We start from the raw sequence: 20,481 nt of genomic DNA, 5'->3' as shown, positions 1-20,481 counted from the left end.
GGCGGCCGAACTAGCGGCGCCACCAGGTGCCGCCGCAGACCGCGTCCAGCCGCTCGTTGGTGCGTTCGTTGCCCTTCGGGGAGTGCGAGTTCCCGCCGATCCGGCGCACGGCCATCATGCTGAAGTTGAGCAGCAGCTCGGTGGGCGGCCACCTCGCCGTGCTCCGGCGACGCGCGAGGATGTCCACCAGGCGCTCGAACGGCAACGCGAGGCCGCACGGGTCGAGGAACAGGAACAGCGGCCTGCCGACCGCCGCGGCGAGGACCTCGTCCACCAGCCCGTGGACGTCGCCGTGGAACGCCCGGGCATCCACCCCTAGTACTGCAACGGTGCTTACCGTGACGAGGCTTCAGCCGTCGGGCTGTGGCCTCGTCTCTTGTAGTGGCTGATCCGGGCCTGGTGCTGCCGTCGGCGGCGCCAGCGGGACCAGTGCAGGACGTGGGCGATGCTGCGGCGGACTGGCTGGGCGAGGCGGGTGACCAGGCGGCGGATTTCGGGGACGGTCAGCGGTATAAGGTCTGGCGTTCGAGCGGGTCCAGCCCCTTTTCGAGCTGCTGGGCGCGCAGGACGGCGAGGTAGGCGTGGACGGCCATGGCGAGTGTGATGTGCCGGTACCAGCTCTGGTGGCGACGGACCTGGTAGTCGTCCAGGCCGCACTGGCCCTTGGCGGTCTGGAAGCACTCCTCGATCGCCCAGCGGGCACCCGCGACGGCGACCAACTCGTTCAGGGTGGTGTCGGCGGGCGCGTAGGCGATGTAGTAGGCGACCTTCGTCGGATCGGTGATGCTGCGGCGGGTGAGCACCCAGTGCCGCCGGTCCGGGCGATGCCAGGGACGGACCTCCACGCGGGCCCAGTCGTAGATCCGCGGGCCGTGGGCGCCTTCACCGCACGAGCGGCGCTTCCACTTCTGCCGGGACAGGCCCGCCACCAAGTCGTGAAGCCGGTGGTCCATCGCCCACCGGGTGACGACCGTGTCGTGGCGGGTGGTGGCCACGACGTGGAAGACGTCGGCCTGTTCGAGCTCGGTGCGCCAGCCCTTGCTGTTGCCGTAGCCGGCGTCCGCGGTCACCCACCGGAACGGGATCCCGTCGTCGATCGCCCGGCGGACCATTGCCCGGGCGAGCTGGTGCTTGGTCGCGAACTCGACCTCGTCGCCGATCCCGGCGGCCCGGCAGCGCTCGCGGTCGTCGGTCCAGGACTTCGGCAGGTAGAGCGCCCGGTCGATCAGGGTCCGGCCAAGCCGTCCGGAGTAGGCGAGGAAGACGCCTACCTGGCAGTTCTCGGTGCGGCCGGCGGTGCCCGAGTACTGCCGCTGGACACCGGCCGACCGCACGCCCTTCTTCAGGAACCCGGTGTCGTCCACGATCAGCACGCCGCCGGGGTCGGCCAGGTGCTCGACGACGTACTCGCGCACGTCGTCGAGCACCCCGTCCGCGTCCCAGTCGATCCGGTTCAGCAGCCGTTGGATCCGGTCCGGCCCACCGTGACCGGCCTCCTCGGCCACCGTCCAGCCGTTCTTGCGTTCCAACGGCGCCAGCAGACCCCGCATATACGCCAGCGCGGACTCCCGTGACTCACTCCGCGCGAACCGCTTCGCAAACCGCTCGTGCAGCCCAGCCAACCCATCCGACCAGAAACGAGCATCGACCTCTGATATCTCCCCACCCATGAACAGCCCAACGAGTGAACCCAACGGACGTCACGGTAAACACCGTTGCAGTACTAGAAACCGCCGGAGAATGCACGGGCGTGCCATGACCACTTCCACGGGCGCTTCCACGAGCCCGACCGCTCGCAGCGCCGGACCACCTCCGTCAAGCGGACGGCCCGGTACCTGGGTACCCTTCTCGTGCTCCGCTGGGCGGCCGGAGGACTTCGGCGCTGACAGCGTTGTGCCAGCCGTCGAGGGTACGAACCTGATCGCGGGCGCGTTCGGCGAGGCGGTCGACTGGTGCCGTGCGACTGGGACACCGCAATGGGGGCTGTGGTCGCGACCTCCCGGCGACTGCTGCGCGAGCACGGGCCTGGTGCGATCGGCTTCTACACCAGCGGCCAGCTGTTCCTGGAGGAGTGCTACACCCTGGCGGTGATCGCCCGGGCGGGGATCGGCACCAACCATCTGGACGGCAACACCCGGCTGTGCACCGCGACCGCAGCCCAGGCGCTGAAGGAGACCTTCGGCTGCGACGGCCAGCCCGGCTCCTACACGGATGTCGACCACGCCGACGTGATCGCCCTGTTCGGCCACAACATGCCCGAGACCCAGCCCGTGCTGTGGATGCGGGTCCTGGACCGGCTGGACGGGCCCCGGCCGCCGCAACTGGTGTGCGTCGACCCCCGCCCCACCCCGGCGGCCCGGCGTGCCGCCGCACATCTCGCCCCGCGTGCCGGGACCAATGTGGCCCTGCTGAACGCGCTGCTGCACGAGGTCATCCGCACCGGCCGGATCGACCGCGTCTTCATCGAGCGCAACACCGTCGGCTTCGACGAACTCGCCGAGCGCGTGGCCGGCTGTTCCCCGGCGTGGGCGGCCAGGATCTGCGACGTTCCGGCCCGCGGAATCGAGCAGGCCGCCGAGCTTCTCGGCGGGGCGCGCCGGCTGCTGTCGACCGTGCTGCAGGGCGTGTACCAGTCGCACCAGGCGACGGCCGCCGCCGTGCAGGTCAACAACCTGCAGCTGATCCGCGGCATGCTGGGCCGGCCGGGCTGCGGGGTGCTGCAGATGAACGGCCAGCCCACCGCCGAGAACACCCGGGAGTGCGGCGCGAACGGCGACCTGCCGGGCTTTCGCAACTGGGAGAACGGCGAGCACATCGCCGACCTGGCGAGGCTGTGGAACGTCGAGACCGAGCGGATCCCGCACTACGGGCCGCCCACCCCGGCGATGCAGATCTTCCGCTACGCCGAGCAGGGCTCGATCCGGATGCTGTGGATCTCCGGCACCAACCCCGCCGTCTCCCTGCCCGAACTCGGCCGGATCCGCTCGATCCTGGGCCAGGAGGGGCTGTTCACCGTCGTCCAGGACCTCTACCCCACCGAGACCGCCCGGCTCGCGGACGTGGTCCTGCCGGCCGCCACCTGGGGGGAGAAGACCGGCACCTTCACCAACGCCGACCGCACCGTGCACCTGTCGGAGAAGGCCGTGGAACCACCGGGGGAGGCCCGTGCGGACCTGGACATCTTCCTCGACTATGCGCACCGCATGGACCTACGGGACAAGGACGGACGGCCGCTGATCAGCTGGCGCGACGCGCGGTCCGCGTTCGAGGCGTGGAAGGAGTGCAGCCGCGGCCGGCCCTGCGACTACACCGGCCTCGACTACGACAGGCTGCGGGGCGCGAGCGGAATCCAGTGGCCCTGCACCCGCGAGGCGCCGGACGGCACCGAGCGCCTCTACACGGACGGCATCAGCTGGGCCGCCCCCGACGTGTGCGAGACCTACGGCAGGGACCTGGTCACGGGTGCGTCGGTGTCGGAGACCGAGTACCGGGCAGTGAATCCGGACGGGAAGGCGGTGCTGAAGGCCGCCGAGTACCTGCCGCCGCACGAGGACACCAGCGAGGAGTACCCGCTCCAACTGACCACCGGCCGCACCCTCTACCACTTCCACACCCGCACCAAGACCGGCCGCGTCCCGCAACTGAACGACGCCGCCCCCGAGGTCTGGGTCGAGCTGTCCGCCGCGGAGGCCGCACGCCACGACGTCGCAGAAGGGGATCTGGTCGAGGTCACCAGCCCCCGCGGCTCGGTGCGCGGACGGCTGCGGATCACCGCCATCCGCGACGGCATGGTGTTCCTGCCCTTCCATTACGGCTACTGGGACACTTCCGAGGGCCACCGGCCCGGTGAGGCCGGCGGGCGCGCCGCCAACGAGGCGACCGTCAGCGACTGGGACCCGGTCTCCAAGCAGCCGCTGTTCAAGACGGCAGCCACCCGTCTGACCCTCGTCGAACGTGGCGACGGCGCCTGCGCCCCCGCCCCCACGACCACCGCCTCCGCCCCCGCCGGACCCGTCACGGTGCCGGCCACCACGGGCGGACCTTCGGCCGTGGCCGCCTCCGACGTCGGACGACCGGAAGGAGAGCGGACGTGACCGGCATTGCGATCACCCTGCGGGCCCTGTACGAGGGCGAGCGGCGGCTGGAAGACGAGCTGCTCGCCGTCGCGCAGCGCCACCGCGCCGAGCACGAGATCCGCCACGTCGCCACCGACCTCGCCCGGTGGTCCGGCGAACACGGCCGGCGTCTCGCCGAGACCGCGCGTCACCACGGCCTCGACCTGCCCGGCCCGCACAAGGACCCGGAAGGCGTCGCCCGGGAGAAGACCGCCGAGACGCCGGGTCTGCACCTTGTGCCCGGCCTGCCGCTCCTGGACGACCTGCGCGGCCTCCACCTGAGCGCCGCCGACAACTCCCTCCACTGGGAGATGCTCGCCCAGGCCGCCCGGGCCACTCACGACCTGCCGCTCCTGGGGGCCGCCACGGACTGCCATCCCCGGACCCTGCGCCAGATGCGCTGGACCAACACCATGATCAAGACCCTGTCGCCCCAACTTCTCACCAGCCTCTGACCCACAGCCGCCGTTCCAGGCGCGGCAAGGCCAACCGGGTCAACGGGCGGGGCGGCGGTGGCTGGTGTCACAGAACGGGTAGCGGCGGCTGCGGCGGCAGGTGCACAGGGCGACTACCGGGCGCTCGCAGCGGATGCTGCGGCCGTCGGGGAGGACGATCTCGACCGGGCCGTCCACGAGGACCGGGCCGCTGCCGGTCAGCCGCAGCCGGGCCGCCGGCCGGTCACCGGGGGCGGGCACCGCGCACCACCACCAGCGTCTCCTCGCGCTCACCGGCCGCGATCAGCCCGCGCTGTTCGAGCCAGGCCGCCCGCCCGGTCAGGACCGGCCCGAACGGCTGGGTGCGGACGGCGACAGTGCCGGTCCGCAGGCCTGCCCGGCGGAGCGCGGCCGTGGTGGCGGCCGGGTCGGCCAGGGAGGACTGGACGATCAGCAGCACTCCGCCCGTAGCGAGCAGTTGCGGGGCCTGGCGGCACACCCGGTCCAACAGCAGGCGCCCGTCGGGGCCCGCGTCCCAGGCCCGGGCGAGCCCGTGTCGGGGCGCGCCGGCACGCGCGGCGGGCACGTAGGGCGGGTTGGAGACGATGAACTCGAACCGGGAGCCGGCCACCGGGGCGGTCAGGTCGCCGCGCCGCAGCCGCAGGCGCAGATGGTGGACCCGGGCGTTCACCCAGGCGGTGGCCAGCGCGAGCCGGGAGAGGTCGACGGCGGTCACCGTGGCTCCGAGGTCGGCAGCCGCCAGGGCGACGGCGCCGCTGCCGGTGCCCAGGTCCAGCAGCCGGGCCCCGGGAGCGGGGCGCTCGTGGCGCAGCGCCTCGATGAGCAGGGCGGTGTCGCCCTGGGCGGGGTACACACCGGGGGGTCTCAAAAGGAGCATGCCACCGCGAATGCCCGGATTACTCAGGTTCATCCCTTCCTCCTTCGTATGCCGGGCGCGTCGTCCAGCGCGGTGAGCAGCGAACTGCGCCCCGCGCGCCAGGAGCGCAGCAGGTGAGCGTCCAGCCGGCCGTCCACCACTCCGGTGGCGGTGATGCCGAAGGCGATGTCGGGGGCCAGCGTCGGCTCGTCCTCGACGAGGGGTGTGATGACGGTGCGGCGGACGAGCTGCTCGTGGACGGCGTCGGCCAGGACGTGCTCGCGGTAGAACAGGGTGCCGGCCGGTGATGCGCCGAGGCGTTCCAGGGCCTGTGCGAGCCGTGCGGCGCCGGGTGGGGAGGTGATCTCCACGGTCGCGAACTGGCCGACCAGGGCGCCGCGCAGCGAGCGGTGCAGGCCGAAGAGCGACATCAGGTTGACGACGGCCAGGGCGGGTGCCGGGACGGCGTCGAGGTAGTGCCCGTAGTTCGGGTCGAGGTCGAAGTCGGCCATCATCTCGGCGAAGAGCACCGCGTGGGCGCGCTCTGGACGGCCGCCGCCGTATTCGTCGTACTGCACCGTCACCAGGGCTCCCTTGGCGGGGTGGGGCAGTCGCGGCACCACCCACATCTGGGGGTCGCCCTCCTTCAGGTGGTAGAGCGAGCGGTGCACCAGGTATTCGCGGGCCTGCCAGCGTTCCCCGTGTTCGAGCAGGTGGTGCGAGGGGCCGGTGCCGTCGGCGTCTTCGGTGAGCAGGCCAGACAGGGCCCGCTGGAGCGGTGGCGGCGGGCCGGCCTCCTGCCGCACGGCGGCGAGATAGGCGTGTTCGAGTTCGGCGCGCAGCGCGAGCAGCGAGGGGTGCCATTCCCAGGTGGGGTCGACACCGGCGAAGCCCTGGTAGTGCAGTTCGTAGCAGGCGTAGAGCGCCAGTTGCAGATCCTCGCCCCAGGGGTCGCCGAGCGGCGGGCGGAGGACCTTTACGGCCGGTGCGGGCGGGGCGGCGAGGGCGGTGAACAGCGACGCGCCGACAGGACCTCGTGCCCGCGGGAGCGGCGGCGTGCACACGGGGGTACCGGGCCGCGGGGTCACGGCCGCCCACCCCGCGGGGCCGGGTGGAGCTCCAGCGTGCAGCACTTCGGGCCGCCGCCGGCCTTCAGGAACTCGGTAAGTCGCAGCGGTACCGGCTGGAAGCCGTCCGCGGACAGGCGGGCCGCCAGCCCGTGGGCGGCTTCGGGCAGCAACACGTGGCGGCCGTCGCTCACGGCGTTCAGGCCCAGTGCGGCCGCGTCCGGCGCGGTGGCAAGGATCGCACATGGGTAGAGGGCGCGCAGCGTGCGGTTGCTCTCGGGGCTGAAGGCCTGCGGGTAGTACATGATCTGGTCCTCGCTGAGGACGGCGAGGGCAGTGTCCAGGTGGTAGTAGCGGGGGTCGGTGAGCCGCAGACCGACCACCGGTCTGCCGAGCACGCGCTGCGCCTCGCGGTGGGCGGCCGTACTGGTCCGGGGGCCGGCGCCGGCCAGGATCCGCTCGCCGACGGGCAGGAAGTCGCCCTGGCCCTCGCTCGGCCGCACGGCGACGGCGGGCCGGTAGCCGGCGTTGCGGAACCAGGCGTGGTGGGCGAGCGCCTCGGGGCCCGCTCGGGGTGCCGGAACCGGGCCACCAGGACGCGGCCGTCCACCACGGCGGCGCCGTTCGCGGTGAACACCATGTCGGGCAGCCGGGGCCGCGGGGCGATGGTCTCCACCTGGTGGCCCAGCTCGCGCAGCGCCCGGTACAGGCTCTCCCACTGGCGCAGGGCGACTCCGACGTCCACCGGGCAGGTGGGGTCCATCCACGGGTTGATGCTGTATTCCACGGCGAAGTGGGTCGGCGAGCAGAGCAGGTAGCGCCGCCTACGGGCGGAGCGGATCGGAACGAGGGCGGTCGTGGTCATCAGCTACTCCCGGGGGTTGACAGTCCGGCCGGCCGTCGGCGGGTTCGGTCCGTACGAGGCGCCGGTCCTCCCCGGCTCCGGTCGGCCCTCCGTTCAGGGCGCCGGGTCCCAGCGGGGCTCCGCGAACCGCTCGCCCGCCCGGTCGCCGAGCACGGTGACCCAGGACGGCAGGGCGGACAGGCGGGCCGCGTCGGCGCCCGGAACGTCGTGCCGCGGCGCCTCGCCTGCGGTGGGCAGGGCGCGGGCGACGAGTCCGAGCAGGCGTGCGGTGGTGGCGGGGGCCAGCCCCTGCGCCCGGACACCGATCTTCGCCGCAGGGGTCAGGACCAGCTCGGGCCGGCGCCGGGCGGCGGCCCGGACGATCGCGCGGGCGGCGCGCTCGGCGTCCATCGAGAGCAGCGGGGCGGAGGCCGCGGCGGCGAACCAGCCGTACTCCGCCCCGGGGCGGCCGTGGAACCGGGCGGCGGTGTGCGATCCGGTGCGCATCAGCCCCGGCAGGACGGTGGTGACGCTGACACCCGTCCCGGCGAGTTCCGCCCGCAACCCCTGGGAGAAGCCCGCCGCGGCGAACTTGGCGGCCACGTAGGGCAGCAGGTGCGGGGCGGGGATGCGGCCACCGACCGACGAGACCGTCACCACCGTGCCGACACCGCCGGCGCGCAGGTCGGCGAGCGCGGCCAGGGTGAGGCGCAGCGGGGCGAAGCATGGCCCGGCGGAAGTCCTCCTCGCGCAGCGCCTCCAGCGGGCCGACCTGGATGATTCCGGCGTTGTTGACGAGGACGTCGAGCGGTCCGAACCGCTCATGGACCGCATCCAGAAGCCTGCGCGGGGCCTCGGGGTCGGTGATGTCGCAGCTGAGGGAGGCTGCGTCGGCCCCGTCGGCCCGCAGCCGCCGCTCGGCGCGGCCGAGAGCGTCCGCGTCGCGGGCGGAGAGCATCACCCGAGCACCGTGACGCGCCAGTTCCCGGGCCAGGAGCAGGCCGAGCCCGCGGGAGGAGCCGGTGACCAGGGCGGTGCGGCCCGCGAAACGGTGACGCGCGGTCATAGTGCGCTCCAGGGGTGTTGCCGGGGCCTCAGGGCTTGAAGAGCACCTTCACGGCACCGTCCTGCTTCTTCTGGAACATCTCGTACGCCGCCGGGGCGTCGGTGAGCGGGACGTGGTGGGTGGCGAAGCCGTCGACGCCCAGCGGGTCGCCGTCGGTGAGCAGGGGAAGGATGTCGCCGGCCCAGCGGTGCACATTGGCCTGGCCCATCCGGAGTTGGATCTGCTTGTCGAACATCGTGAGCATGGGCAGCGGATCGGTCTGACCGCCGTAGACGCCCGACAGCGAGATGGTGCCGCCGCGCCGGACGATGTCAATGGCGAGGTACAGGGCGTGGAGCCGGTCGACGCCGACGTGTTCCATCAGCTTGGCCGCCATGGCGCTCGGCAGCAAGTCGGTGGCCCGCGCGGCGAGTTTCGCACCGGGAGAGCCGTGGGCTTCCATGCCGACTGCGTCGATGACCGCGTCCGGGCCGCGTCCCCCGGTGAGGTCGCGGATGACACCGGCGAGGTCCTTGCCGTGTTCGTCGAGGTTCAGCACGTGCACGCCCCGGCGCCGGGCGCGTTCGAGGCGTTCGGGTACGAGGTCGACGCCGATCACCTGGGCCGTGCCGCGGTGCAGGGCGATCCGGCAGCTCATGTCGCCGATCGGCCCGAGCCCCAGGACGGCGAGGCTGCCGCCGTCGGGTACGGCGGCGTACTCGACGGCCTGCCAGGCGGTGGGCAGCACGTCGGAGAGGAAGACGAAGCGGTCGTCCTCGGGGCCGTGCGGCACCTTGATCGGCAGGTTGTTCCCGAAGGGGACGCGCAGCAGCTCGGCCTGCCCGCCGGGGACCTGTCCGTAGAGCTTGGTGTAGCCGAACAGCGAGGCTCCGCTGCCGTACTCCCGCACCTGGGTGGTCTCGCACTGCGAGTGCAGGCCCTGCCCGCAGGTGTGGCAGGTGCCGCAGGAGACGTTGAACGGGATCACCACCCGGTCGCCCGCCCGCACGGCGGTCACGTCGGGCCCGGCCTCCTCGACGACGCCCATGGGCTCGTGGCCGAGAATGTCCCCTTCGTCGAGGAAGGGGCCGAGGACCTCGTAGAGGTGGAGATCGGACCCGCACAGTCCGCTGGTGGTCACCTTGACGACCACGTCGGTCGGGTCCTGGACCACCGGATCGGGAACGGTGTCGACACGTACGTCTCTTCTGCCGTGCCAGGTCAAGGCCTTCATCGTCGCTCCAAGGGCTGTAGCAGTACCGGCCTTTCCGCGGCGTCTCTCCACGCTCCCGTGCGCGAAACGGGCGCACCGGCCCGGATGGGCCGGCGCTACAGGCGCTCCTCGATCCCGACGGCTTCCCGGAGGTCCTTGTGGGCCTGCCCCCGTTCGCCCTGCTGCTGTTCGTGCAGCGCGCGGGCGATCGCGTCGAGCTTGCGCTGGATGGCATGCTCGGCGCGCCGTTCGGCGTTCTTCAGCATCGCCAGCAGCAACAGGGTCACGGCCGTCATGACGTCGCCGACCAGGATCTGCCACTCGGTGGCGAGTCCGGCCGCGTGAACGGCCACGAACAGGGCGACCAAGGCCACACACAGTGCGGCGAACACCGGCGAGCTGGTGAAGTTCGACGCGAGTTCCGCGAACTGCTCGAAGCGGCCGCGCCGCCCGTCCTCGCGCTTGCGCGCGGGATGGCGGAAGATCATGGTGTCACTTCCTCTTCTCGGCCCGGAGCGTCCGGCGTCCCATGCTGGGGCGGCTCCGCGGAACACGGGCTCACCCGATGGTCGGGCGGGTGACGCGGAGCTCGGGTCGCAGGGTGAACATGCGGTCGGCACCGGTGATCTCCAGCAGGCGCCGCAGCCGGGGGCCTGCGCCGACGAGGACGAGCCACACGCCTGCTTCCTCGGCATCGTGCTGTGCCGTGAGGAGCGCGTTCAGGCAGGCGGAGTCGCAGAAGGAGAGGGGGGCGAGGTCCACGAGCAGCATCACCGGCCCCTCCGCGACGGCCTTGGCGAGGGCGACGTCGAGCTCGTGGCGGGTGTCCTGGTCGGCCTCGCCGTCGAGGCGACAGACGACGGCGCTGACGGCGGTGTCCCGGGTGGTGATCCGCAGGGACGGGCTGTGTGGGCCGCCGGTATCCGGGCTGCGGGCGGTGGCGGGGAACATGGGGTGTCCCTTCCCGGATCGCCTGCCGGCGATCCGCCCGGTTGGTCAGTGGCCGAGGGCGTCGGCGAGCTGCTTCTTGTTCATCGTCGAGCGGCCGTGGATGTTGCGCTGCTTGGCCTCGTTGTAGAGCTGGTCGTACGTCGGGCCCTGGGAGCCGGAGTGCGAGCGCTGGCCGCCGCGCCGGGAGGAGGAGATGTCGTGAGTCGAGCTGCGGCTCGCGGTGCTGGACTCGCCGTGCCGTGCCCGTTCCTTGTTCACCGTGCGCGCCGCGATCTCCTTGGCGCGCTTCTGGCTCTCGCCGCGCTCCAACGCGCTGTCCTTGATGTGCTCGTACTGTCGTTCCCGCTTCTTGCTCGAACCGGCAGGCATGGCTCCTCCTGTGACGTTTCGGAACTGGCGGGCGCCTACCCGGTGCGGTTCCTCCCATACGTCGGGCGGAAAGCGGCGTTGGGTCGCGGCGCCGCCCCGTTCAGGGCATCGGCACGGCTTCGAGGCACGGGTGCATCCGTCCATACTCCGCCGGCAGGTCGAGGACCCGGGCGACAGCGCCGCTGATCTCGAAACGGAAGCAGCCGGTGACGTCCTCGAAGACGGGTTCGTGCGCCGGGCCGACCCGGTCGGTGCGGTGCACGATCACCGTCCGCGACCGAGCATGACCGCCCAGCGGGCCGGGCAGCGCGATGGCATAGCGGTGGAAGAGCCTCATGATGCGCCTCCGGGCCGTCGCCGATCGACGGCCGGTTCGGCCAGGCCGGTGAAGACGATGCCACGGCCACCCGGGGCGGTTCGGATCCGCACGGCCAAGGGCGGTGTGAGCCAACGGACGATGCTGTGCAGCGTTCGGACGGTGGGCGGCAGTACGGGGATACGGTCGATGTCACGGTGGGCCAGCGGGAGGCTGACGGCGCGGTGCCCGTCGGACAGCCGCAGCAGCAGGCGCTGGCAGTGCCGATCGCGGTGGATGCCGACCGCGAGGGCGGTGATGGACACGGCGGGGTCTGTGGTGGTCATGACTGTCAGGTTTCGTCGGGGCGGGACGGGCCCGCAGGCGAGGTGGTGGCGAGTGGATTCGGCGATCGGCTCTTCATCATGGTGTTGATCCGCCGGATCTGCTGCGGAGCGGGCCTCCTCTCAGCCGGCCCTTCTGCCGTCGTGCAGGGGGTCCGCCGCACTCCCTCGGACCGGGCGCATGCCCCACTGGGTCCGGACCATGCACCGCACGCAGTCCACCTCGCGTCGCAGTCTGCCCCGGGGCCGGGCGGGAGGGACGCTGTTGGGTCGGTGTCATGAGCTGGCCGCCGGGCCGTCGGGCCTCAGCTGGTCGTGAAGGAGCTGGAGGGCGGCGAGGACGGTCTCGTGCTGGATGCCCTCACGCTGTCGGGTGTGCGCGACAGGCTGGGTCGTGGTGGTGGCTCGGGCGGTGGCGACCGCGATGTGGACGGTTCCCACCGGCTGACCGTCCTGCGGGGCCGGGCCCGCAACGCCGGTGGTGGCGAGCCCGTAGGTGGCACCGGTGGCGGTGCGGATGCCCTGGGCCATCTGGGCGGCGACCTTGGCGTTGACGGCCCCCTTCTCGGAGAGGAGGGCGACGTCGACGTGCAGCAGTGTTGTCTTCAGGCGGGTGGCATAGGCTACGACGCCACCCACGAAGGTGGTGCCGGCGCCGGGGGCGTCTGCCAGAGCTGCGGCGAGGCGGCCTGCGGTGAGGGATTCGGCCACGGCGACGGTGTGCCCGGCGGCTGCCAGCGCGGAGGTGATCTGCCGGGCGAGGGCTACAGAGCGATCCGATCCGGAGCAAGCCCTCGGCCCGCTCCTTCCGGGTGCGCGCTGGTCGGACTCCCTGCGGCCGGTGTTGTGTGGCATCGCGGGCCCCCGGTCTCAACTCTCGACGGTGACTCGTACCGAGGTCAGCGCGGCATCGGCGCTGTCAGGGATCAGCATGCCCGCTTCGACGCCGGTGCGCAGGTAGTCGATGACGTCCGCGTCGAGCCGCTCGCCGGGCAGCGCGGCCGGGATGCCCGGCGGGTAGGGGGTGAGCATCTCCGCGGCGATTCGGCCGGCGGCCTTCTCGACGGGCACCTGCTCCGTGGGCCCGAAGAACGCGTCGCGCGGCAGCAGCACCTGCTCCAGGCGGAGCTGCCCCGGGTCGGGGACGTGGACACGGGGGGCGGGCGCCAGGTCGTCGGCGATCGCGACGAGTTCGGTGAGCCCGTGGAGGAGGGCGTCGGTGGTGGTGGTGTCGTCGGCGTGGGTGAGCTGGGCGCTGATGCGGCGGTGGTCGCAGACGTGGAGGGTGAGCTGGTGGTGGGATCGCAGCCAGTCGCCGGCCCGGTAGCCGCTGGTGCCCAGAGCGGCGATGTCGATGATGACCTGCAGGGGGTCGAGGTCGGTCGCCCGTCCTGGGCCGCAGAAGTCCTCGCGGCCGTGGACGTGCAGGCCGTCCAGCGCGTCGATGCGGGCGCGGACCTTGTCGGCGAGGTTGAGCGTGCGGTCGTAGAGGGTGCGGCCGTGCTGGACCATCTGGCGGCGCCAGCCGTCCAGGGCCGCGTAGACCAGGGTGGAGGGGCTGGTGGTGCCGAGCAGGTCCTCGCGCTGCTTGAGGACGGCGGCCTCGATGCGGTCGCCCTGGAGGTGGAAGACGGAACTCTGCTCCAGGGCGGAGCCCATCTTGTGGACGGAGGTGACGCACACGTCGGCGCCCGCGTCCATCGCCCAGCGCGGCAGCCTCGGATGGAAGGGCAGGTGCGCGCCCCACGCCTCGTCCACGATCAGCGGCCTGCCGCGCTCGTGACACGCGTCGGCGATCACTTCCAGGTCGGCGCACGTCCCGTACGGGGTCGGGGAGGTCACCAGTACACCCCGGGCGTCGGGGTGGCGGGCGAGCGCGGCGCGGAAGGCGTCGGCGGACGGCGGGTGGGCGAGGTGCAGGTCCGGATCCCACTGGGGCTCGACCCAGACGGGCCGGATGCCAGCGAGGATGAGCCCGGCGACCACGGACTTGTGTACGTCGCGCCCCACCAGCAGCTCCTCGTGGGGGCCGGCGACGGCGAGCATCGCGGCCTTCACCGACAGGGAGCTGCCGCAGGTTGAGAAGAAGGTGTGGTCGGCGCCGACGGCCTCGGCCATCAGCTCCTGGGCGTGCTGGAGGATGCCGCGCGTGTCCAGCCGGTCGTCGAGGCCGCCGGTGGCGAGGACGTCCGCACGGAAGACGTCCGGGCCCAGGGCCTCAAGAACGCGGGGATCGGCGCCACGGCCCTGCTTGTGGCCGGGCGGGGTGAACGTGGTCAGCGGATTGGCGTGGAAGGCCGCGAGGGCCTCCAACACCGGTGCCTGGGACTGGTCCATGCCGCGCGTGTTCCCGCAGTTTTCGCCAGGAAACGGGCTACCGTGGTACCCGGCTGCGCTGGCCGACTTCGGTGCCGGGAGTGCGAGCGAGTCCTGCGGGCCTCTTGAACGCGCCCCGGAACGACGGGAATCCGGCAGAGTCGGAGCCGTAGGCCTTCACTGAGGTCACGGAACCCGATTGGAACGGCGTGAGCCCGGCAAGACGTCCTTCATGCGGATCGAGACACCGAACCGGCGCCCCGGCCCCACCCACTGCGCAACCGTCCCTGCGGCACGGTGAGATGGGCACGGCCATGGACCCGGCCGGCTCCTGGCCTGGGCTGGGAGCACCGCTGTCTGACCAGTCGTCCGCTCGACGCGGCAGAGGTCGGGGGCCGGCACGATCGATGGCATTCCCGGTGTCGCGGGCACACCGGGCAGGCTGCCGCCTCCGAGACAACACGCAGAACGGCACCGCAGGCGGTGGTGAAGGCGGGCCGCCCGCCCGGTGAAGTCCGGCACCGGGCTGCACCCGGCCGCCGGGCGGGGCCCGGCGGCCGGCGGCACGGGTGATCGGCAGCGGCTTCAGCCAGGACTTATCCGTCCTCGCCAGCCGCCCTCCTCCCGACCTCGTTCCTCGATGAACTCCTTGAATCGCTTGAGGTCCCCCTTCACCCGACGGTCGACCGTACCCGTGACATCCGCGGTCCTCTCCAGCACTCCCTCGGGGCGGAAGTCGATCGCCATCGCGACCCGGGTGTGCCCTTGGTCGAGCTGCTGGAAGCTCACCACTCCCTTCTGGTCCACCTCGCCGTCCACGGTCCGCCAGGCGATCCGCTCATCGGGCTTCTGGTCGACGATCTCGGTGTCGAACTCGCGGCTGACACCGCCGATGCTGGTCCGCCAGTGGTTGTGGCGGTCGTCCAGCTGGGTCACTGAGTCGACGCCCTCCATGAAGCGCGGGAACTCCTCGAAAAGCGTCCATTGGTTGTAGGCGGTGTGCACGGGAACGTCCACGTCCACGAACTCCTTCACCATGCTCATCCGGGTCTCCTCTCGTGATCCGGCCAGGCGATCCCGGCCGTACCTCGCGTCTGCCCCTCCGCCACCGGCCCAACCACGCGTCCCGGGCCGCGCGTCGCCCTCATCGGAACCGGGGCGACGGCCCGCCGTCGGCGTCACCCCTCCGGTTTCGGAGGGCCGGGGAGCGGTCAGCGCGGAACGGGGTGCGCCGCAGGCGGCGGGCAGTACCGAAGAGCGTCCTCGACGGTGGCGTGGACGGGGAACAACTCGGCCGTTTCGGTGAGCTCCAGGACCCGCCGCGTCCGCGTCGACGGGGCGATCAGCACGAGCCGGACACCCTCCACCAACGCGCGCCGACGGGCGTCGAGAAGCAGGTTGAGACCGGTCGACGTGAAAAGCTCCACGCCCGCCAGGTCGACCGCGAGCACGACAGGCCGCCGCCCGAGTGCGGCGCCGAGGACCCGGGCCGCGAAGGGCTCACTGTCCAGGGTCATGTCGCCGGTGAAGCAGCACACGAGCGCGTCACCGACTCGGACGGTCTCCGACGTAAGGCAGCACAGCACAGTCGACTCGTCGGACTGGAAGCTCGGTGGTACGAGCGAACCGGCCCCACCGCCGGCAGCGTCCCGCTCCGGTCGGGCGGAGGCGATGCGTTCCAGGTACCGCCACAGATCGAGAGCCCTTTCACGCAGCCCCGCGACGGTGCGGCCGCCGGCTTCAAGGGATACCAGATAGGCGTCGATACCGGTGATCGAACGGCGCACCTGCCGACGCAGCGGATCCACGCAGGTGCAGACGCCCTCGTCACCGCCCTCACAGTGCGGGCCGAGGCGTTCGGCCAGCACAGACGTGAGCCGTTCCAGGCCCTGCCTGCTCATCGGGTCCATGAAACCATCTCCGGACACGGCGCCCCGCCGCGGATCCGCGGCGGACGCGTTGCGGGCTGTCTCCCTTCCACTCTTCGCCCACCCGCCGGACATGTCAACCATTACACGAATCTTCTGTCGCGGTTCAGCGGCCGTGAATCAGCCGCCCTATCGTGGAGGAGTGGACAGCGGAACGACGACCGAGCGGCAATGGACCTTCCTGACCAACCACGCCCGCGTGCTGGTCCAGATCGCCCGTGACCCCGGCATCCGCGTGCGCGACATCGCCGCCCGGTGCCTGCTCACCGAACGCGCCGTCCAGCGCATCATCGTCGACCTCGAACAGGCCGGTTACCTCACCCATGAGCGCCGCGGCCGCACCAACCACTACAGGGTCATCACCAGCAAGCAGTTGCGTCACCCCGCCGACGCCGGCCCCACCATCGCCGAGCTCCTCGCCACCCTCCTGCGCTGAAGCCGTCCTGACCGAGCGAGCCGGAGGCGAACGCCGAGGTTACGGAAGCCGGAGCCCCGATCGGGGTGCGGGCGCCCTGAAATCCATGCAGCCGATCCGCGCCGCCCTCGCGGCGCTGCGCGCGGCCGGCTTCGCGCTCGGCGTGGTGAGCAACCGGCCGGGCGTCGCCCGCGGCCTGGTCGAACGCACCCAGCTGGAGGCCGTCCAGGCCCGGGCCGAAGCACTGCTGGGGCCGCTCGACGTCTGGGCGGTCCGTCCACACGGCCCGCACGACGGGTGCGGCTGCCGGATGCCGTCTCCCGTGCTGGTGACGGCGGCCTGCCGGGCACTGGGCGTCCCCGCGGCGCGGGTCACCGTGGTCTGCTCCACCGATGCCGTGGCCGACGCCGCTCTCACCTCCGGCGCTCACCCGATCCGCGTCCTCGAACGGACGGCCGGGGCCGGCTGCCCGCCCTGCACCCTCACAGCCCACCGGACCGCCGGGGATCCTGTTCAGGCCGTCGAGATCCTCCTGCGGGTCTGAACACCCGCCGTGGCCATCCCTCGCTCCGACTCGGGGACGTAGAACGCGCGATGCCCGAGAACGCCCGAGCCCTGTACGCCCGGAACGCCGAGCACCCCGCGCTCACGACCGGGGAAGCGCTGCCTCCGGACGCCGAGGCGCCGCGGCACGGCAAGCCGGTCGCGGGCGGTCGAGCAGCACCGCTGTCCGGCCCGCGGACTCCTCCTGTCATCGAGCGCCCCCGTCACCGAGGTTTCGCCGCCGCCGGTCCGGAAAGCCGCTCCCACGAAGGCCACCCGACGAACCGAGGCTGCCATGACCGTGTTCGGCTACTTCCTGTCCTGCGAGGAGTTCACCCCCGCCCAACTGGTCGAGCAGGCCCGGCTGGCGGAACAGGCCGGCTTCACTCGGCTGGCGGTCTCCGACCACTACCACCCGTGGAACGACGCCCAGGGCAACTGCCCGTTCGTCTGGGGCGTGATCGGCGCCCTGTCCCAGGTCATCCGGCTGCCGGTGACCACCTTGGTCACTTGCCCGACCGTCCGGCTGCACCCCGCCGTCACCGCCCAGGCGGCGGCCACCGCGGACGTCCAGCTCGCCGGTGGCCTTCGGCTCGGGGTCGGGACCGGCGAGGCGCTCAACGAGCACGTCCTGGGCGACCGTTGGCCGCCGTACGCGGTACGGGCGGACATGCTGGAGGAGGCCGTCGAGGTGATGCGCGAGCTGTTCACCGGCGACGTCGTGTCGCACCGCGGGGCGCACTACACCGTGGAGAACGCCCGGCTCTACACCCCGCCGAAGGAGGCGCGGCTGCCGGTGTACGTTTCCGCCTTCGGCCCCACGGCGGCCGAACGGGCCGCGGAGTACGCCGACGGCCTGGTGACGATGAGCCCGGACACCGACCTGGTCGCCGGCTACCGGACGGCCGGCGGCACGGGGCCGGTGATCGGCGGGGTCAAGGTGTGCTGGTCGCAGGACCGGGAGCGGGCCGTCAAGACCGCCCACCGGCTGTGGCCCACCGAACTGCTACCCGGCGAGCTGGACCAGGTGCTACCCACTCCCCAACACTTCGAGCAGGCCACCGAACTGGTGACCGAGGAGATGGCGGCCCAGGCCATGGTCTGCGGCGACGATCCGCAGGAGCACGCGAACCGGCTGCGCGACTACATCGGCGCTGGCTTCGACGAGGTGTACGTGGGCCAGATCGGCCAGGAGCAGGAGGGGTTCTTCGACTTCTACCGTGAGCAGGTCCTGCCGCGGGTCGCCGGATCGCCGGAGGCCTCGCCGTGACGCGCTTCCCGCCGTGGAGCCTGCGCGAATACGCCTTTCTCGCCGACGGCGAACGCGGTGCGCTGGTGGGGCCGTTGGGCGAGGTCGCCTGGCTGTGCGCGCCGAGCTGGGACTCCGAGCCGTTGTTCGGCGGCCTGGTCGGCGGCACCGGCGTGTACGCGGTGACGCCGGTGGGCCGCTTCGTCCCCGGCGGCCACTACGAGGACGGCGGGCTGGTGCGCCGCAGCCGGTGGATCACCGAGGACGGCGTCCTGGAGTGCCGCGAGGCCCTGGCCCTGCCCACGGACCCGCACCGGCTCGTGCTGCTGCGGCGGCTGCGCGCCGAGCACGCGCCGGTTCGCTTCCGGGTGGTCCTGGAACCTGGGACAGGCTTCGGAGCCCGCCGCACCCGCGAACCCCGCCGGACCGACGACGGCTGGCGGCTCCGCGCCGGACCGCTGAGGCTGCGCTGGACGGGCGCCACCACCGTCCGCCCCGCCCCCGGCGGCCGCCTCACCGGCGAGGCCGTCCTCCAACCCGGCGAACGGCTGGACCTCGTCCTGGAGGCCACGGACCGACGGCTCGACGGCCCGCCGCCGGACCCGGAGTACTGCTGGCGGGCCACCGAAGGCGCCTGGCGGGCCGCTGTGCCCAGCCTCGTTCACACCCTCGACGACCGCGACGCCCGCTTCTCCTACGCCGTGCTACGCGGGCTCACCTCGCACACCGGCGGCATGGTCGCCGCCGCGACCACCAGCCTGCCCGAGCGCGCCGAGGTCGGCCGGAACTACGACTACCGCTATGTCTGGATCCGCGACCAGTGCCTCGCCGGCCAGGCGGTGGCCGCCTGCGGACCGTACGAACTCCTGGACGAGGCGGTCCGTTTCACCACCGCACGGTTCGACGAGCACGGCCCGCGGCTGGCCCCGGCGTACACCGCGGCCGGCGGGCCGGTGCCCGAGCTGCGGACGATCGACCTGCCCGGCTACCCCGGCGGCCACGACCGGATCGGCAACCGCCTCACCCGGCAGTTCCAGTTGGACATCTTCGGCGAGGCCCTGTTGCTGTACGCGGCCGCCGCCGAGCACGACCGGTTGGACCCGTCCACCCGGGCGGCGGTGCGCACCGCCGCCACCACGATCGGCCGACAGTGGCGCGAACCCGACTCCGGAATCTGGGAGTTGGAGCCGCGCACCTGGACCCACAGTCGACTGATCTGCGCCGCCGGACTGCGCGCGATCGCCCGCCGGCGGGCCGCCGGACCGGCCGGCGTCCCGGACGGGCTCGCCGCGGACTGGAGCGGCCTGGCCGACCGGATCCTGGCCCACGTCTCCCGCCACGCCCGGCACCCCTCGGGCCGTTGGCAGCGCTCCCCCGGCGACCCCGCACCCGACCTCGCGCTACTGCTCCCGGCGATCCGCGGCACCCCGCGCGACGACGACCCGCGCACCGTCGCGACGCTGCGCGCCTGCCGCCAGGAACTCACCGACGGGCACCACGCCTACCGGTTCCGGCACGACGAACGCCCGCTCGCCGAAGCGGAGGGCGCGTTCGTGCTGTGCGGCTTCCTCTTGGCCCTGGCCGAGCACGGGCAGGGCAACGCCGTCGAGGCGGCCCGCTGGTTCGACAGCACCCGCGGGCTGTGCGGGTCGGCGGGCCTCTTCTCGGAGGAGTACGACATCGCCCAACGCCAGCAACGCGGCAACCTGCCGCAGGCGTTCGTCCACGCCATGCTGCTGGAGTGCGCGGCACGCCTGGCCCGGCCGCCCCGCGGTTGACGGAGCAGAGTCAGCCCGGAGGCCGCGCCAGAAGGCTGCGGTCGAGGTCCGCCAGCAGTTCACCGGTGTCCCGATGGACCTCCGCGGCGCCCGCGCCGAGCAGCTCCTGCGCGGCGAAGCCGCCGCTCTCCACCGCGATGCACGCCACCCGCGCCCGGTTCGCGGCGGTGACGTCCCAGACGGTGTCTCCGACGAACACAGCGTGTTCGGGCCCGGTGCCCGCCCGTTCCAGAGCCGCCCGCACCAGGTCGGGGGCCGGTTTGGTCGCCTCCACGTCCGCCGAGGAGGTGGCCGCGGTGATCACGTCGTCCGCGTCGAGCGCACGGCGGAGCACGGTCAGCTCCCGTTCGGAGGCGGAGCTGGCGAGGACCACCCGCCAGTCCCGGTCGGCGCAGGCGCGCAGCAGCTCCGCGGCGTGCGGCAGCGGCTGGACCGCCGGCCAGAACCGGGCGTACAGGGCGTCGTGGGCGGCTGTGATCGCCTCGTCCTCACCGTTGTCCCGCCCCGCGCCGAGCAGGTGATCGAGGAGCTGGTCGGCACCCATGCCGACGGCCCGGTGCGCCCGCGCGGCCGGGATCGTGCGGTCGTACTGCCGAAGGGCCTCCCACCAGGCGAGGGTGTGGAAGTAGGCGGTGTCGACCAGGGTGCCATCGACATCGAAGAGCACTGCCGCGGTCGTCGTCATGGTCCTCTCCTTC

General features: G+C 72.5%; 21 protein-coding genes and 3 pseudogenes. 6 read left to right on the top strand and 18 right to left on the bottom strand.

The genetic code is table 11. The features are described from left to right. Window positions 1–10 precede the first annotated feature (10 nt). Window positions 11–313: a hypothetical protein gene (locus ACFVVU_RS03755; protein ID WP_387788265.1), complete on the bottom strand. Its 303-nt coding sequence runs from the start codon at window positions 311–313 to the stop codon at window positions 11–13. Between the two features lie 190 nt (window positions 314–503). Next, complete coding sequence (locus ACFVVU_RS03750) at window positions 504–1,670, bottom strand: IS701 family transposase (protein ID WP_387788296.1); 1,167 nt, start codon at window positions 1,668–1,670, stop codon at window positions 504–506. Window positions 1,671–1,922: 252 nt separating this feature from the next. Between ACFVVU_RS03750 and ACFVVU_RS03745 the strand changes: the two are divergent. Both ACFVVU_RS03745 and ACFVVU_RS03740 read left to right on the top strand, forming a co-directional pair. Beyond that, window positions 1,923–4,094, top strand: a pseudogene (locus ACFVVU_RS03745) (molybdopterin oxidoreductase family protein); the annotation flags it as partial. Further along, on the top strand, window positions 4,091–4,570 hold the full coding sequence (locus ACFVVU_RS03740) for a hypothetical protein (protein WP_387788264.1): 480 nt from the start codon (window positions 4,091–4,093) through the stop codon (window positions 4,568–4,570). The pseudogene ACFVVU_RS03745 and the gene ACFVVU_RS03740, both read left to right, overlap by 4 nt. Window positions 4,571–4,609: 39 nt before the next feature. On the opposite strand, the gene ACFVVU_RS03735 is transcribed toward ACFVVU_RS03740, so the two are convergent. The 15 genes and pseudogenes from ACFVVU_RS03735 to ACFVVU_RS03665 all read right to left on the bottom strand — a co-directional run bounded on the left by ACFVVU_RS03735 (window position 4,610) and on the right by ACFVVU_RS03665 (window position 15,780). Then, entirely contained in the window at window positions 4,610–4,810 is a 201-nt protein-coding gene (locus ACFVVU_RS03735; RefSeq protein WP_387788263.1) for a CDGSH iron-sulfur domain-containing protein, read from the bottom strand. Next, window positions 4,794–5,423 (bottom strand): HemK2/MTQ2 family protein methyltransferase, encoded by a 630-nt coding sequence (locus ACFVVU_RS03730; RefSeq protein WP_387788262.1) that lies wholly within the window; start codon window positions 5,421–5,423, stop codon window positions 4,794–4,796. Before ACFVVU_RS03730 ends, ACFVVU_RS03735 begins: the two co-directional genes overlap by 17 nt. Before the next feature lie 53 nt (window positions 5,424–5,476). After that, window positions 5,477–6,490 (bottom strand): iron-containing redox enzyme family protein, encoded by a 1,014-nt coding sequence (locus ACFVVU_RS03725; RefSeq protein ID WP_387788261.1) that lies wholly within the window; start codon window positions 6,488–6,490, stop codon window positions 5,477–5,479. A gap of 20 nt (window positions 6,491–6,510) precedes the next feature. Next, a pseudogene (gene ddaH / locus ACFVVU_RS03720) lies at window positions 6,511–7,358 on the bottom strand (dimethylargininase). A gap of 93 nt (window positions 7,359–7,451) precedes the next feature. Beyond that, a pseudogene (locus ACFVVU_RS03715) lies at window positions 7,452–8,403 on the bottom strand (SDR family NAD(P)-dependent oxidoreductase). Window positions 8,404–8,431: 28 nt separating this feature from the next. Next, window positions 8,432–9,616, bottom strand: a complete 1,185-nt coding sequence (locus ACFVVU_RS03710) for an alcohol dehydrogenase catalytic domain-containing protein (protein WP_387788260.1) — start codon at window positions 9,614–9,616, stop codon at window positions 8,432–8,434. Window positions 9,617–9,711: 95 nt separating this feature from the next. Continuing rightward, entirely contained in the window at window positions 9,712–10,083 is a 372-nt protein-coding gene (locus ACFVVU_RS03705; RefSeq protein ID WP_387788259.1) for a low affinity iron permease family protein, read from the bottom strand. A 70-nt stretch (window positions 10,084–10,153) separates the two neighbouring features. Beyond that, complete coding sequence (locus ACFVVU_RS03700) at window positions 10,154–10,546, bottom strand: STAS domain-containing protein (protein ID WP_387788258.1); 393 nt, start codon at window positions 10,544–10,546, stop codon at window positions 10,154–10,156. A 45-nt stretch (window positions 10,547–10,591) separates the two neighbouring features. After that, window positions 10,592–10,915, bottom strand: a complete 324-nt coding sequence (locus ACFVVU_RS03695) for a plasmid stabilization protein (RefSeq protein ID WP_387788257.1) — start codon at window positions 10,913–10,915, stop codon at window positions 10,592–10,594. A 100-nt stretch (window positions 10,916–11,015) separates the two neighbouring features. Beyond that, window positions 11,016–11,252, bottom strand: coding sequence for a DUF6296 family protein (locus ACFVVU_RS03690; protein ID WP_387788256.1), 237 nt, complete (start codon window positions 11,250–11,252; stop codon window positions 11,016–11,018). Beyond that, window positions 11,249–11,557, bottom strand: a complete 309-nt coding sequence (locus ACFVVU_RS03685) for a hypothetical protein (RefSeq protein ID WP_387788255.1) — start codon at window positions 11,555–11,557, stop codon at window positions 11,249–11,251. Before ACFVVU_RS03685 ends, ACFVVU_RS03690 begins: the two co-directional genes overlap by 4 nt. Window positions 11,558–11,830: 273 nt before the next feature. Further along, window positions 11,831–12,265 (bottom strand): CinA family protein, encoded by a 435-nt coding sequence (locus ACFVVU_RS03680; RefSeq protein WP_387788254.1) that lies wholly within the window; start codon window positions 12,263–12,265, stop codon window positions 11,831–11,833. Window positions 12,266–12,424: 159 nt separating this feature from the next. Next, complete coding sequence (locus ACFVVU_RS03675) at window positions 12,425–13,891, bottom strand: aminotransferase class I/II-fold pyridoxal phosphate-dependent enzyme (protein ID WP_387788253.1); 1,467 nt, start codon at window positions 13,889–13,891, stop codon at window positions 12,425–12,427. 564 nt (window positions 13,892–14,455) lie between these two features. Continuing rightward, on the bottom strand, window positions 14,456–14,914 hold the full coding sequence (locus ACFVVU_RS03670) for an SRPBCC family protein (protein ID WP_387788252.1): 459 nt from the start codon (window positions 14,912–14,914) through the stop codon (window positions 14,456–14,458). 167 nt (window positions 14,915–15,081) lie between these two features. Continuing rightward, the gene (locus ACFVVU_RS03665; RefSeq protein ID WP_387788251.1) at window positions 15,082–15,780 is read right to left on the bottom strand and encodes an STAS domain-containing protein; all 699 of its coding nucleotides are present in this window, start codon (window positions 15,778–15,780) and stop codon (window positions 15,082–15,084) included. A 160-nt stretch (window positions 15,781–15,940) separates the two neighbouring features. Here ACFVVU_RS03665 and ACFVVU_RS03660 point away from each other — a divergent pair, with 160 nt between their 5' ends. The 4 genes from ACFVVU_RS03660 to ACFVVU_RS03645 all read left to right on the top strand — a co-directional run bounded on the left by ACFVVU_RS03660 (window position 15,941) and on the right by ACFVVU_RS03645 (window position 19,783). Further along, window positions 15,941–16,234 carry a helix-turn-helix transcriptional regulator gene (locus ACFVVU_RS03660; protein WP_387788250.1) on the top strand — a complete coding sequence of 98 codons (294 nt, stop codon included), beginning with the start codon at window positions 15,941–15,943 and terminating at the stop codon, window positions 16,232–16,234. Window positions 16,235–16,319: 85 nt separating this feature from the next. Further along, entirely contained in the window at window positions 16,320–16,757 is a 438-nt protein-coding gene (locus ACFVVU_RS03655; RefSeq protein WP_387788249.1) for a hypothetical protein, read from the top strand. 294 nt (window positions 16,758–17,051) lie between these two features. Next, entirely contained in the window at window positions 17,052–18,026 is a 975-nt protein-coding gene (locus tag ACFVVU_RS03650) for a TIGR03557 family F420-dependent LLM class oxidoreductase (protein WP_387788248.1), read from the top strand. After that, window positions 18,023–19,783, top strand: a complete 1,761-nt coding sequence (locus tag ACFVVU_RS03645; protein WP_387788247.1) for a glycoside hydrolase family 15 protein — start codon at window positions 18,023–18,025, stop codon at window positions 19,781–19,783. The genes ACFVVU_RS03650 and ACFVVU_RS03645 overlap by 4 nt, the downstream gene beginning before the upstream one ends. A gap of 10 nt (window positions 19,784–19,793) precedes the next feature. Here the strand turns inward: ACFVVU_RS03645 and ACFVVU_RS03640 are convergent, their stop codons facing one another. Further along, the gene (locus ACFVVU_RS03640; RefSeq protein WP_387788246.1) at window positions 19,794–20,468 is read right to left on the bottom strand and encodes an HAD family hydrolase; all 675 of its coding nucleotides are present in this window, start codon (window positions 20,466–20,468) and stop codon (window positions 19,794–19,796) included. Window positions 20,469–20,481 lie beyond the last annotated feature (13 nt).

The sequence above is a fragment of the Kitasatospora sp. NPDC057965 genome (assembly GCF_042887135.1).
Lineage (GTDB): Bacteria > Actinomycetota > Actinomycetes > Streptomycetales > Streptomycetaceae > Kitasatospora.
Note: the sequence above shows the minus strand (reverse complement) of the source record. Positions and strands in the feature narration are given on the sequence as shown.

Coding starts and splice junctions, on each gene's coding strand:
- ACFVVU_RS03700 (WP_387788258.1), bottom strand. CDS start 10,546: ATGTTCCCCGCCACCGCCCGCAGCCCGGATACCGGCGGCCCACACAGC.
- ACFVVU_RS03705 (WP_387788259.1), bottom strand. CDS start 10,083: ATGATCTTCCGCCATCCCGCGCGCAAGCGCGAGGACGGGCGGCGCGGC.
- ACFVVU_RS03640 (WP_387788246.1), bottom strand. CDS start 20,468: ATGACGACGACCGCGGCAGTGCTCTTCGATGTCGATGGCACCCTGGTC.
- ACFVVU_RS03690 (WP_387788256.1), bottom strand. CDS start 11,252: ATGAGGCTCTTCCACCGCTATGCCATCGCGCTGCCCGGCCCGCTGGGC.
- ACFVVU_RS03655 (WP_387788249.1), top strand. CDS start 16,320: ATGCAGCCGATCCGCGCCGCCCTCGCGGCGCTGCGCGCGGCCGGCTTC.
- ACFVVU_RS03750 (WP_387788296.1), bottom strand. CDS start 1,670: ATGGGTGGGGAGATATCAGAGGTCGATGCTCGTTTCTGGTCGGATGGG.
- ACFVVU_RS03650 (WP_387788248.1), top strand. CDS start 17,052: ATGACCGTGTTCGGCTACTTCCTGTCCTGCGAGGAGTTCACCCCCGCC.
- ACFVVU_RS03710 (WP_387788260.1), bottom strand. CDS start 9,616: ATGAAGGCCTTGACCTGGCACGGCAGAAGAGACGTACGTGTCGACACC.
- ACFVVU_RS03675 (WP_387788253.1), bottom strand. CDS start 13,891: ATGGACCAGTCCCAGGCACCGGTGTTGGAGGCCCTCGCGGCCTTCCAC.
- ACFVVU_RS03665 (WP_387788251.1), bottom strand. CDS start 15,780: ATGGACCCGATGAGCAGGCAGGGCCTGGAACGGCTCACGTCTGTGCTG.
- ACFVVU_RS03670 (WP_387788252.1), bottom strand. CDS start 14,914: ATGAGCATGGTGAAGGAGTTCGTGGACGTGGACGTTCCCGTGCACACC.
- ACFVVU_RS03685 (WP_387788255.1), bottom strand. CDS start 11,557: ATGACCACCACAGACCCCGCCGTGTCCATCACCGCCCTCGCGGTCGGC.
- ACFVVU_RS03695 (WP_387788257.1), bottom strand. CDS start 10,915: ATGCCTGCCGGTTCGAGCAAGAAGCGGGAACGACAGTACGAGCACATC.